Consider the following 12,659-nt stretch of genomic DNA (forward strand, 5'->3'; position numbering starts at 1 on the left):
CTGCAATTGTTGGGGTTTTAGTGCTGATACTGGCGCGTTGCTTCTTTGAGATAGTCGGCCTCCATGTTTGGTTCCAACGAAGATAAGAAGACTCCAGCAGCGTCTGACACGAACATTCCCGTGCAAACTGCTGATAAAACTGCCGAGAAGAAAGGTCTGTTTGGCTGGTTGCGTAAAAAACCGCAAGAGCCTGCCCCTGTTCCGGCTGAACCCACTGTGCAGACACCTGCGCCAGCTGAATCAGTTGCGCCTGCTGCTGAGCCAGTCGCTGACAAGCCCGTTGCACCGGAGCCAGAGGCTAGCGAGGTGGTTACACCATCAGCGCCAGCTGTCGTGCCTGCTCCAGTTCAGCCGAGCGTTGCCGCGCCTGCAGTTGCCGCGCCTGCGACTGAGCCTGTTGCCACGCCGCCAGTGGTCGCCGCTGAGCAGGAAAAATCGGGCAACCAGAGCAGTTGGTTCAATCGCCTCAAGCAAGGTTTGTCGAAGACCAGTGCTGGCCTTGGCGAAGGCATGGCCGGTTTGTTTCTCGGTCAGAAGACGATCGATGACGACCTGATCGACGAAATTGAGACGCGTTTGCTGGTGGCAGACGTTGGTGTTGAAGCGACTACGCTGATTATCGAGAACCTGACTCAAAAGGTTGCCCGTAAACAGCTAACCAACGTCAACGCGCTTTATAAGTCACTGCAAGACGAGCTGGCAGCGCTGCTGAAACCGGTTGAGCAGCCGCTAAAAGTCGACAGCAGCAAAACGCCTTATGTGATTTTGGTGGTTGGGGTTAATGGCGCGGGTAAAACCACGACCATCGGCAAGCTGGCGAAAAAACTTCAACAGGAAGGTAAAAAAGTCATGCTGGCGGCGGGCGACACCTTCCGTGCAGCTGCTGTTGAGCAGCTACAGGTTTGGGGTGAGCGCAACAGCATCCCAGTGATTGCTCAACATACTGGCGCTGACTCTGCTTCGGTTATTTTCGACGCGGTACAGGCTGCCAAGTCGCGGGGGATGGACGTATTGATCGCAGATACTGCGGGGCGTCTGCACACCAAAGACAATCTGATGGAAGAGTTGAAGAAGGTTCGCCGGGTGATGGGCAAACTTGATGACACTGCCCCGCACGAGGTCCTGCTGGTGCTGGATGCAGGAACCGGGCAGAACGCGATCAATCAGGCGAAACAATTCAACCAGACCGTGAACTTGAGCGGCTTAGTTTTGACCAAGCTGGATGGCACCGCTAAAGGTGGTGTGATTTTCGCTCTGGCCAAACAGTTTGGCTTGCCGATCCGCTATATCGGCGTTGGCGAGGGAATTGACGATTTGCGTACCTTTGTCGCCGATGACTTCGTGAAGGCGCTGTTTGCCGAACGCTAGTTCACTGCCTAGGGTCATTCGACAAGCGCAGTCGTTATACGAAGGATTCACAATTGTTTTTGACTAGGACACTCTCTCGATGATTCGATTCGAGCAGGTCGGTAAGCGTTATCCGAATGGACATGTCGGGCTCCACGAACTCAGTTTTCGTGTGCGTCGGGGTGAGTTTTTATTCGTCACCGGCCACTCCGGCGCGGGCAAAAGTACTTTGTTGCGCCTGATTTTGGCGATGGAAAGGCCAACCAGCGGCAAGCTGTTGTTGGCAGGGCAGGATCTGGGCCAGATTACCAATGCACAGATTCCGTTTTTGCGCCGCCAGATTGGCGTGGTGTTCCAGAATCACCAATTGCTGTTCGATCGTAGCGTTTTCGACAACGTTGCCTTGCCGCTGCAGATTCTCGGCTTGTCCAAGGCCGAGATTGGTGAGCGTGTTGGCTCTGCGCTGGAGCGTGTAGCGCTGTCGGATAAAGCCGAGCAATTTCCGGGGGATCTTTCAACCGGTCAGCAGCAGCGGGTCGGCATTGCCCGGGCCATTGTCCACCGCCCGGCGTTACTCCTGGCGGATGAGCCAACCGGTAACCTCGACCCGCGTTTGGCCGCAGAAATCATGGGTGTGTTTGAAGACATTAACCGGCTGGGCACCAGCGTGCTGATTGCCAGTCACGATTTGGCGCTGATCGCACGCATGCGCCACCGCATGCTGACATTACAGCGCGGCCGTTTGATTGGTGATGGAGACGCCGTCTAATGAGTGCGACCCGTATGCCACCCCCGCAGCCTGCACAACGTGTCGGTGCTGCACCTAAAAAAGCCGAACACAACAGTCTTGAGGACGGGCCGGACTTCAAAACCCAGCTTCACTCCTGGCTGGAAAATCATCGTGCCAGCTTGGCTGACAGCTTGCACCGTCTGGCCAAGCAGCCAATTGGTAGCTTCTTCACCTGCTTGGTGATGGCAGTCGCCCTGAGCTTACCGATGGGCTTGTCTCTACTGCTTAACAATGTAGAGCGCTTGGGCGGCTCGTGGCAGCGTGCGGCGCAGATCTCGCTGTTTCTGCAGATTGATGCGAGTGACGCAGATGGTCAGACGCTGCGCGAGCAAATCGACAAAATGGATGATGTGGCGCAGACCGATTGGGTCAGCCGCGAGCAAGCCTTGTCGGAGTTTCAAGAGCAATCCGGCCTGGGCCAAGCGCTGAAAGAACTGCCTGAAAATCCGCTGCCTGGCGTGGTGCTGGTAACGCCGAAAGAGGTCGACAAAGTTGGCCTTGAGGCGCTGCGAACGCGACTGGCTGCGTTACCCAAAGTGCAGCAGGCGCAGTTGGATTTGCTCTGGGTGGAACGGTTGACTGCGATCCTCAAACTCGGCGAGCGTTTTATTTTCGGCCTTACGTTGCTGCTGATCATGGCGCTGCTGCTGGTGATCGGTAACACCATCCGCCTGCATATTGAGAATCGTCGAACGGAAATTGAGGTCATCAAACTGGTCGGCGGCACTGACAGCTATGTGCGCAGGCCTTTTCTGTATATGGGCGCGCTCTATGGTCTTGGAGCCGGGGTTCTCGCCTGGTTAGTGCTTGCTTACGGCTTGAATTGGCTAGATGGTTCGGTAGTGCGGCTGGCCGGTTTGTATGGCAGCGATTTCAGTCTGGGCGGTGTAACGATAGCCGATGGTCTATCTCTACTATTAGGCGCGGTGCTGCTCGGTTATATTGGCGCCTGGATTGCGGTAGCGCGGCATTTGCGCGAGCTGGCTCCTAAGTAGCAAGTTATTGATTTGATTGATATTGACTATTAGTAACTGAACTTGTAATGAGGTTATAAGTCATATCGAGCAGTGCTAGACTGCACGTGTTAAGTCGTTCGGAGGATTCAAATGTCCACTTCCTTGCAACCTGTTCATGCGTTAGTTCCAGGCGCCAACCTGGAGGCTTATGTGCATGCGGTCAACAGCATCCCGCTGCTGACTCCAGAGCAGGAGCGCGAGCTGGCCGAAAGCCTTTTCTACCACCAGAATTTAGAGGCTGCACGGCAAATGGTGCTCGCTCACCTGCGCTTTGTCGTGCATATCGCACGTAGCTACTCGGGTTACGGTCTGGCGCAAGCTGACCTGATTCAAGAAGGCAACGTCGGCCTTATGAAAGCAGTAAAACGCTTCAACCCAGAAATGGGCGTGCGTCTTGTTTCGTTTGCGGTGCATTGGATTCGTGCCGAAATTCACGAGTTCATCCTGCGCAACTGGCGCATTGTCAAAGTGGCAACCACTAAAGCTCAGCGTAAGCTGTTCTTTAACCTGCGTAGCCAGAAGAAGCGTCTGGCCTGGCTGAACAATGATGAAGTCAACGCAGTAGCTGAAAGCCTGGGTGTTGAACCCCGTGAAGTGCGTGAAATGGAAAGTCGTCTGACTGGCCATGACATGGCCTTTGACCCTGCGGCGGACGATGACGATGACCGCGCATTCCAGACGCCAGCGCAGTACCTTGAGGATCACCGCTACGATCCTGCGGTACAGCTCGAGAACGCTGACTGGAGTGACAGCTCTACAGCCAACTTGCATGAAGCGTTGGACGGCTTGGATGAGCGTAGTCGCGATATTCTCTATCAGCGTTGGTTGTCTGAAGAGAAGGCCACACTGCATGATCTGGCTGCCAAGTACAATGTCTCTGCTGAGCGAATTCGCCAGCTAGAGAAGAATGCGATGAGCAAGCTTAAAGGTTCGATTGCCGCATAAACATAGCGATTCAGGAAGCCGCACATCAGTGCGGCTTTTTTCTGTCTGAGGAAAAGTATGAAGTTGCCGCCGTTGCGAGCCCAGCACTGGTTAATTTTTGCAGGTGTCGCGGTTATCTTTTTTAGCTGGGGCGCGTGGCTGATGCGCGGCCCACAAATGGTCGAACCGCTGGCATGGCTACAGAAATGGCAGGCCGATATTTTTGACCCATTGGCTGCTGATCAACTGACTCTGGCGCGTCTGAGTGATGAAGTTGAGGAAGAGGGTGAGCTGTGGTTGCAGCCGCGTCTCGACGGTTCCCGACTGCTTTATCGGGGTGAGCTGGAGGCGGATGATCAAGTCTGGACTGTCGAGGCCCGGGTTGCGTTGAGCGATGATGAGCTGGTCAGTCTGATGGCCGCAGCGGGTGTCGACGAGAAAGGTGAAGAGCAGCCACTGAATACTCAACTGGTCAGACAGCTCGGGCATTACCAAATCATTTACCTTGGCCTTAAGCCGTTGGGCAGCGTCACCACGCAGCAAATAATCAGCAGCTTGGGCCAACCTAAACTACGTCTTGAACTGAAAGAGGGCGGTCAGGCCTTGGTTTTCCCACAGCTGGGTTTGACCGCGCATACCATTGATGACGATGTTGACCTGTTATATGCGGTGCCGCAGCGTTTGCTTACGCCATAGCGCTGCTAGGTCTATTTGTTCAGCGCGGCGGCCAGCCACTGCGGCTTTGATGCGCTGAGTTGATTCAGGTAATGGCTGCCCCCGAGCTGACGCATTTGTCGGCGAATCCAGTTTGCCCGACGGTTGATATATGCTGTTGGCCGGCTGGCGCTCCATTGGCGCGGGTTTGGTAGCACTGCCGCCAGCAAACTCGCCTGATGGGCAGACAAATAGGGCGCTCCAATTCCAAAGTGATGCTCTGCTGCAGCCTGTGCACCAAATACGCCATCGCCCCACTCGACGCTGTTTAGATACACTTCGAGAATTCGTTGTTTTGGCCAGAGCAATTCAATTAGCCCGGTGAACCAAACCTCGATGCCTTTGCGCAACCAGCTGCGGCCAGACCAAAGAAACAGGTTCTTCGCCACTTGCTGACTCAAGGTGCTGGCGCCGCGCACGCTGCCACCTTCCTGATTGTGCTCGATCGCTGCGCGGATCGCCGCTAAATCAAAACCCCAGTGATCAGCGAATTTCTGGTCTTCGCCAGCAATTACTGCAATCTTCAAATCATCAGGCAGTTCTTGCCATGGCCGCCATGTGCGCTGCAGATCAATGGGTTTGCCATCCATCCACGATTGCACTTTGCGCTCGACCATGAGTGCGCTACCCGGCGGCGGCACCCAGCGCAGAACCAGGACCAGCAAGGCCGAGCCGACCGTGAACCAGAGCAGGGATTTAATCAGGATGCGGCGAATGGTTTGCAACATGCGTGCTTGGCCCGGCTGAGTTTGCGAGCCATTATAACGATCGTACAGGTCTTGTCTGGAGTGTTCGATGGCTCGTTTGTGGTTAATCTTGTCAGCTGTAGCTGGTTTCAGTGGCGTAGGCCTTGGTGCGTTTGCCGCCCATGGCTTGAAGAAAACCCTCAGCGCTGAGTATTTAGCTGTATTTCAAACCGGCACTCATTACCAGTTGATTCATGCATTGGCATTGTTCGGTGTTGGGCTGCTTGCGCTTTATGCGCCTGGGCGTTGGGTTACGTTGGCGGGTGCATTTTTTACCGTCGGTATAGTGCTGTTCTCCGGCAGTTTGTATCTGTTGAGCCTGAGCGGAATTGGCAAGCTGGGCATCATCACGCCATTTGGCGGTTTGGCCTTTTTGCTTGGTTGGCTATGCCTGGGCCTGGCAGCCTGGCGCTTAACACCGAACTGAGAAACCTGAGCATGACTGCAAGCTGACTCGTACGTCAGAAAAGAGGATGAATGATACTGTTTAGCCTTGGTCATCGCGGTTGATCGGGCTAGAATGCTGACCCCTCTAAATTTGTGACCGCTACGTCATGCGCATTCAATTGAATGGTGAGCCGCTTGAGCTTGCCGATGGCCAGACTGTCGCTGGGCTGATTGCTCAGCTGGATCTGACGGGCCGCCGCGTTGCGGTCGAGCTCAATCTGGATATTGTGCCTCGCAGTCAACACGCAAGTACGGTGTTATCTGAAGGTGATCGGATTGAAGTCGTTCACGCGATTGGTGGCGGCTAAGTACTTCCTTGCTACTACGTTAGTGTCCGCACCCAGCCAATTTTTGTCAGGTGCTCAAAGGCAAGCCATCAGCAAGTCTTGACTGGCTTCAAAGAGCGCAACCCGCACGAGGAGTTTTCGATGAGCCAAGTTCGTAACGACAAGCCTTTCACGCTCGCCGGCCGTACCTATCAATCGCGTTTACTGGTGGGCACCGGTAAGTATCAGGATTTGGAACAGACCCGTGTTGCCATCGAGGCCTCTGGTGCAGAGATTGTCACCGTAGCGGTGCGGCGCACAAATATCGGTCAAAATCCGGGCGAGCCAAACCTGCTCGACGTGATCTCGCCAGACCGTTACACCATCCTGCCGAATACCGCGGGTTGCTATGATGCTGCCGAAGCTGTGCGCACCTGTCGGTTGGCTCGCGAACTGCTCGATGGTCACAATCTGGTCAAGCTTGAAGTATTGGCTGATCAGAAAACCTTGTTCCCTAACGTGATCGAAACGATCAAGGCCGCTGAAATTCTGGTCAAAGATGGCTTTGACGTGATGGTTTATACCAGCGATGACCCAATTATCGCCCGTCAATTGGCCGAGATGGGTTGTATCGCGGTAATGCCGCTGGCCGGTTTGATTGGTACCGGCTTGGGCATCTGTAACCCGTATAACCTGCGCATCATTCTTGAAGAAGCTACCGTGCCAGTGCTGGTTGATGCCGGTGTCGGCACCGCATCTGATGCCACCATTGCCATGGAACTAGGCTGCGAAGCCGTGCTGATGAACAGCGCTATTGCTCATGCGCAAAATCCGGTGATGATGGCTGAAGCCATGAAGTACGCCATCGAAGCAGGCCGCCTGGCCTACCTTGCAGGACGCATGCCGAAGAAGCTTTATGCGAGTGCATCGTCGCCACTGGAAGGTATGATTCGCTAAGAAACTCCTGAAAACTACGGCGCTCGTTACCTTTTTCAGAAGGCCCCTAAGTTCCGTTTTCCCTTATCTGCCTGTCGGCGTCAGCCATAGCCCTGGCGCCGACAGACGCATTCCGATCGAGTTAAAGAGTACGAAATGACTGACTCCCCGCAGGCCACGCCTGAAACTTCGCCCAAGCTACGCACCATCAAGAGCTTTGTTATGCGCGCTGGACGCATGACCGAAGGACAGCAGCGGGGCCTGGATCAGGGCTTGAGCAAGTTCGGTTTAAAGCTTGAAGATGGTCCGCAAGATTTCGATACTTTATTCGGCCGCCAAGCGCCACGGACCTTCGAAATCGGTTTCGGCATGGGGCATTCCTTGCTTGAGATGGCCGCCGCAGCGCCTGAACATGATTTTATCGGGGTTGAGGTGCACCGCCCGGGTGTCGGCGCCTTACTCAATGGTTTGCTGACCCAAAACCTGAATAACGTGCGGGTCTATAGCTGCGATGCCTTGGAGGTGCTGCGTAACTGCATCGCCGACAACAGCCTTGACCGATTGATGTTGTTTTTCCCCGATCCTTGGCACAAGGCCCGTCATCACAAGCGACGTATTGTTCAGCCCGAATTTGCCGAACTGGTGCGGCAAAAACTCAAAGTCGGCGGTGTGCTGCATATGGCCACCGACTGGGAACCTTATGCTGAGTACATGCTGGAAGTGATGAACGTGGCGCCTGGTTACAGAAATATGGCGGATGATGGCCAATACGTTCCGCGCCCAGCAGAGCGCCCAATCACCAAGTTTGAGCGCCGTGGTGAACGTCTCGGTCACGGCGTTTGGGACCTCAAGTTCGAACGCCAGAACTAAGCTGTATCAAGTGCAGCCTTGCTGTTCACCAGGCTCAGCAAGGCGCCGTGCTTAACCCTCAGCAACCCGGCTAAATCGTAGCATTTACAAAAAATTGCAATTGTACTGGCCTGCGCCAGCCCCCGTGACTCAAGCCTTGCTGGCCCTGTATCTACGGTTGCGCAGTGGGTGTCCTATAAATTTATGGGTCGCCCAAAGCAAATGCTTGTTTGAACGGGTAAACTGCGCCCGACTTTTAGCTGTGGGTCGCATGTGTCTGCCTTTAGCACTCGCGGCTGCGGTGTTAATCAAAAAAGCTAAAACATCAATTTCAAGGACGAAGTGTTAGACCGGGAAAACCCGGCGCCAGGATGGCTTCTCACCAAGACTGACCAATAAAGCCAAGCCATTGCTTGTGCATAAAAAACAGCGGTGCATGAAAGAAGTCTGCGCTGTGGGAGAGAGTACTGTGTTGCGAAAACTTTCGATTCTGTTGTTGGCTGGAGTGGCGCTGCAGGCGCAAGCTAAAGTTGATAATGCTCAGGCTGCTCGGCTTGGCCAGGACTTGACTCCGCTTGGCGGGGAAGTGGCCGGCAATCTCGCTGGTTCCATCCCGCGCTGGGAGGGTGGGCTAGCAACGCCGCCAGCCAACTATGTGTCGGGCATGCATCACCCGGACCCATACGCTGGCGAGCAGCCGCTGTATCGGGTCAATAGCCAAAACATAAGCCAGTATCAAGCTCAGTTGCCAGCGGGTCTGAAAGTCTTGCTGGAAAACAATCCAGATTACTATCTGCGTGTTTTCCCTACTCACCGTAGCGCCGCTGCGCCTCAGCGTATTTACGATGCCACGCGTTACAACGCGGTAAATGCCGAGCTGATTTCCGCGGGGAATGGCGTGCTAGGCGTTGCCTCGGGAATCCCGTTCCCGTTGCCGCAAAATGGTCAAGAAGCCATCTGGAACCACATCATGCGATACCGTGGCGACCAGATCAGTTTTGTGACTAACCAGGCGGCGGTGCTCTCCAACGGGGCCTACAACCTGCTCAAGCTTGAGCGAGATGTGTACTTTCTATACGGCCGTGAGGGCGTAACGCCGAAAGATCTGGATAACACCTTGTTCTATTACAAATACAAGGTCATTGCGCCATCCAAGCTGGCAGGCTCGGCACTGGTCGTGCAGGAAACGCTTGATCAAGTCTTGGCGATTCGCAAAGCCTGGCGCTTCAACCGTGGCGAGCGCCGTGTGCGTCGCCTGCCGATGTTGGCGTATGACACCTTGCAGCCAGATACCAACGGCATGGCCACTGCAGACGTCGTCGACTCCTACAATGGCGCGCCAAACCGTTATGAGTGGAAGTTGTTGGGCAAGCAGGAAATGCTGGTGCCATACAACAGCTATGCGGTGCATCAAAAAGGTATTCCTTACGAAACCATCCTCAAGCGCAACACCATCAACCCTGAACTGCTGCGTTATGAGTTGCACCGCGTATGGATCGTCGAAGCAGACCTGCGTAAGGGCTTTAGTCACCCTTATGCCAAACGGCGTTTCTACATCGATGAAGACAGCTGGCAAATTTTAGCGGTTGATCTATACAACAAAGATGGTGAGTTGAGCGGCCTGCAAGAGAGCCATCCGATCAGTTACTACGATGTGCCGATGTTTGGCAGTACGCTGGAAACGATCTATGACTTCAAAGGTGAGCGTTACTTTGTCGATGGCCTCGATAACAATGAGCCCATGTATAACTTCAAGGTTGGCCTGACGCCTCGTGACTTCACCCCGCAAGCGCTGCGTCGCTCGGGTAACTGATTGGTTTAAGCGACTCATCCGGCACCCTGCGAGGCTCAACTTCGCAGGGTGTTTTGTTTTACGGGCCCTAATCTAACCGGCTCGTTTCAAGCGCGGTGCATTTTGCGCATCGCCAGACGCGGAAAAGCCGCCTTGAGGCGGCTTTTTGTGTGTGACTGCTGATACAGTCCTAACACGTTACGCGATGAAACTATGGAGATACAGGTGAAACAGGGGCCGCTCATCACGGCTATAAGTGTTGCCTATGTGCTGTGCTCTGAAGACTTAGTAACGTCGTCATTCGCCGCTGCGCAGTGGATCCAACTTGTCTGTGCACTGCCGGCTTAAAATTGGCTGATAATCATCATCAAGATGCCGGTTTGACGCTACAAACTGTTGGTGCTGAACATTGATATGACCACATTACGTGGAGTTGTCAGGCCCAGTTGTCGGCTAACTTGAGGGTTTCAATACTCAACCAGTGGCAAGGTCGTTAGCCTCGTGTACCGGCTCAAGCAAGGCCTGAGCATGAGGTGCGTAGGGTCTTCGGCCCGCTTTGTTGATGGTTCAGTTCAAAGCAGTCAAGCTGCCGCAAAAACCGATTCCTTCATATAAAGCTCCTGTGCAACTGTTCATGACCTCAATCTACTCCATGGCAGCGTTTGCCGTTAGATGGTTTAGTCATACCCAGAAAATTAATATTTCTTTAACAGCTGAACGTGCTGTCGAAGCCCGTGAATACGGGCGGTTTGCTTGAGTTCAAGCGCGTATTAGCAAGTGACCGATCGTCGTATAGGTTTGCGCGCGAACCAGCAGCTGTCACATTCCCTGCTTTCGCTGGCCTATGGGCGCGCTTAGCGCTCAACCAACTGAAGATATACAAAAGAGGACAGATTGTTGATTTACGACAGCTTGCAACGCACCTTTGGTTACCAGCAATTCCGCCCCGGTCAGGAGGCTGCAATCAAGGCGATTATGGCGGGGCGTTCAGTCGCGGCAATCTTTCCGACGGGTTCGGGTAAGTCGATGTGTTACCAGTTGCCAGCCATGCATTTGCCGCATCTGACGCTGGTGATCTCACCGCTGCTGGCCTTGATGCAGGACCAACTGGCATTTTTGCAGCGGCATTCGATCAAGGCGGCGAGTATCGATTCTGCGCAGAGTCGAGAAGAGGCTGCGCAGGTGATGCGCGACGCCAAGAGTGGTGAGTTAAAAGTCCTGATGATTTCGGTCGAGCGTCTGAAAAATGAACGCTTTCGCAACTTCATCCAGCAAGTGCCGATTTCGCTGCTGGTGGTTGATGAAGCGCACTGTATATCGGAGTGGGGGCATAATTTTCGGCCTGATTACCTGAAGCTGCCGGAGTACCGTCGCCAGTTCAACATTGCTCAGGTGTTGCTGCTTACCGCGACTGCAACACCGCCGGTCATTGCTGATATGCAGCAGAAATTCGAGATAGCCGAGGCGGATGTGGTGACCACCGGTTTTTATCGGTCAAACCTTAATTTACTGGTCGAACCGGTTGCCGGAGCTGACAAGCAGCGGCGCTTGGTTGAGTGGTTATCAGCCAAAGCCGGGCAACCGAGTATTGTCTATGTGACCCAGCAGAAAACCGCTGAGCAGGTGGCTGATTTGCTGGCGGCGAGAGGTTTTCCCGCCAGTGCCTATCACGCGGGAATGCCGCATGAGCGGCGTGAGTTGATCCAGCGTCAGTTTATGGGCGGGGAATTGAACTGCATCGTCGCGACCATCGCCTTTGGCATGGGCATCGATAAAAGTGACATCCGCAATGTGGTGCACTACGACTTACCCAAGTCGGTGGAAAACTACAGCCAGGAAATCGGCCGCGCCGGGCGTGATGGCCAGCCTTCAGATTGCTGGGTAATGGCCAACCGCGACAGCCTCAATGTGCTGGAAAATTTCGTTTACGGGGACACGCCGGAGCTTGAGGGTATTCGTTGGGTGCTCGACGAACTGCTCACCAGTAGCACTGATGGCCAGTGGGAGCTGACCCTTAATGCGCTTTCAGAACAGAGCAATATCCGTCTGCTGGCCTTGAAGACGTTGTTGGTGCAGCTGGAGCTTAGGCGAATTATCGCGCCTAAATATGCCTACTTCGCGGAATATCGCTTCAAATATCTGATTGAGCCAGAACAGCTAAGCGCCAAATTTGAGGGTGAACGCCGGGATTTTGTTGAGGCATTGGTCGAGTCATCGAAGCGCGCGCGAACTTGGTGCACTGTCGACTTCGATCAGCTTTACCAGCAGCACCAGGCCGAGCGCGCCCGCGTGATAAAAGCACTGGATTACTTTCAGGAAAACGCCTGGATCGAGCTTGAAAGCAAGCAAATGACCGAGGTTTATACATTGCTTGATCCTGCGTTTGATCCTGGCCAACTAAGCGCAGAGCTGCACCGCTACTTCAAGCAACAAGAGCACAGCGAGATCAAGCGTATTCACGCCATGCTTGACTTGTTTGCCAGTAATACATGCCTCAGCCAGCGGCTCGCCAGCTACTTTGGGGATGAGCAGGCGCCGTTGCAGTGCGGTCATTGTTCAGTGTGCCAAGGCCAGATTGCCCGCTTGCCTGAGCCGCCAGTATTAGCGCCGCTCGATCAACAGTCGGTTAGTGCGTTAGGCGGTGAGTTTATTCAGCGTTACCAGGGTTCGAAGGAAGGAGCGCCGAGTAGCGAATGCTTAACCCGTTTTTTCTGCGGTATCAGCGTGCCGTTGCTGACCAAGCTGAAGGCGCGCAACCTGGCAGGATTCGCGGCGTTGCAAGATTATCAATACGCTCAGGTGCGTGAGTGGGTCGAGACCTCGGCATAGCCG

12 protein-coding genes are annotated in these 12,659 nt (G+C 54.3%); 11 read left to right on the top strand and 1 reads right to left on the bottom strand.

Translation table 11 applies throughout. The features are described from left to right. Positions 1-63 precede the first annotated feature (63 nt). The 5 genes from ftsY (at position 64) to ACN0UH_RS05360 (ending at position 4,773) form a co-directional block, all read left to right on the top strand. On the top strand, positions 64-1,368 hold the full coding sequence (ftsY, locus tag ACN0UH_RS05340) for a signal recognition particle-docking protein FtsY (protein WP_417661068.1): 1,305 nt from the start codon (positions 64-66) through the stop codon (positions 1,366-1,368). A gap of 79 nt (positions 1,369-1,447) precedes the next feature. Then, complete coding sequence (gene ftsE, locus ACN0UH_RS05345) at positions 1,448-2,116, top strand: cell division ATP-binding protein FtsE (RefSeq protein ID WP_010489490.1); 669 nt, start codon at positions 1,448-1,450, stop codon at positions 2,114-2,116. After that, entirely contained in the window at positions 2,116-3,132 is a 1,017-nt protein-coding gene (gene ftsX / locus ACN0UH_RS05350) for a permease-like cell division protein FtsX (protein WP_417661069.1), read from the top strand. Before ftsE ends, ftsX begins: the two co-directional genes overlap by 1 nt. A 111-nt stretch (positions 3,133-3,243) precedes the next feature. Continuing rightward, the gene (gene rpoH, locus ACN0UH_RS05355; RefSeq protein WP_087518599.1) at positions 3,244-4,098 is read left to right on the top strand and encodes an RNA polymerase sigma factor RpoH; all 855 of its coding nucleotides are present in this window, start codon (positions 3,244-3,246) and stop codon (positions 4,096-4,098) included. Between the two features lie 57 nt (positions 4,099-4,155). Further along, a complete protein-coding gene (locus tag ACN0UH_RS05360; RefSeq protein ID WP_417661070.1) occupies positions 4,156-4,773 on the top strand; it encodes a hypothetical protein in 618 nt (205 codons plus the stop codon). 11 nt (positions 4,774-4,784) lie between these two features. On the opposite strand, the gene mtgA is transcribed toward ACN0UH_RS05360, so the two are convergent. Beyond that, positions 4,785-5,519 carry a monofunctional biosynthetic peptidoglycan transglycosylase gene (mtgA, locus tag ACN0UH_RS05365; RefSeq protein ID WP_417661071.1) on the bottom strand — a complete coding sequence of 245 codons (735 nt, stop codon included), beginning with the start codon at positions 5,517-5,519 and terminating at the stop codon, positions 4,785-4,787. Positions 5,520-5,586: 67 nt separating this feature from the next. Here mtgA and ACN0UH_RS05370 point away from each other — a divergent pair, with 67 nt between their 5' ends. The 6 genes from ACN0UH_RS05370 (at position 5,587) to ACN0UH_RS05395 (ending at position 12,656) form a co-directional block, all read left to right on the top strand. Continuing rightward, positions 5,587-5,964, top strand: a complete 378-nt coding sequence (locus ACN0UH_RS05370) for a DUF423 domain-containing protein (RefSeq protein WP_417661072.1) — start codon at positions 5,587-5,589, stop codon at positions 5,962-5,964. Positions 5,965-6,091: 127 nt separating this feature from the next. Next, positions 6,092-6,292, top strand: coding sequence for a sulfur carrier protein ThiS (gene thiS / locus ACN0UH_RS05375; RefSeq protein ID WP_087518595.1), 201 nt, complete (start codon positions 6,092-6,094; stop codon positions 6,290-6,292). 120 nt (positions 6,293-6,412) lie between these two features. After that, entirely contained in the window at positions 6,413-7,207 is a 795-nt protein-coding gene (locus tag ACN0UH_RS05380; protein WP_417661073.1) for a thiazole synthase, read from the top strand. 135 nt (positions 7,208-7,342) lie between these two features. Continuing rightward, positions 7,343-8,056 carry a tRNA (guanosine(46)-N7)-methyltransferase TrmB gene (trmB, locus tag ACN0UH_RS05385; RefSeq protein ID WP_417661074.1) on the top strand — a complete coding sequence of 238 codons (714 nt, stop codon included), beginning with the start codon at positions 7,343-7,345 and terminating at the stop codon, positions 8,054-8,056. A 448-nt stretch (positions 8,057-8,504) separates the two neighbouring features. Next, positions 8,505-9,848, top strand: a complete 1,344-nt coding sequence (locus tag ACN0UH_RS05390; RefSeq protein WP_417661075.1) for a DUF1329 domain-containing protein — start codon at positions 8,505-8,507, stop codon at positions 9,846-9,848. 876 nt (positions 9,849-10,724) lie between these two features. Beyond that, on the top strand, positions 10,725-12,656 hold the full coding sequence (locus tag ACN0UH_RS05395; protein WP_417661116.1) for a RecQ family ATP-dependent DNA helicase: 1,932 nt from the start codon (positions 10,725-10,727) through the stop codon (positions 12,654-12,656). Positions 12,657-12,659 lie beyond the last annotated feature (3 nt).

This window comes from Pseudomonas sp. (assembly GCF_048265905.1).
Lineage (GTDB): Bacteria > Pseudomonadota > Gammaproteobacteria > Pseudomonadales > Pseudomonadaceae > Aquipseudomonas.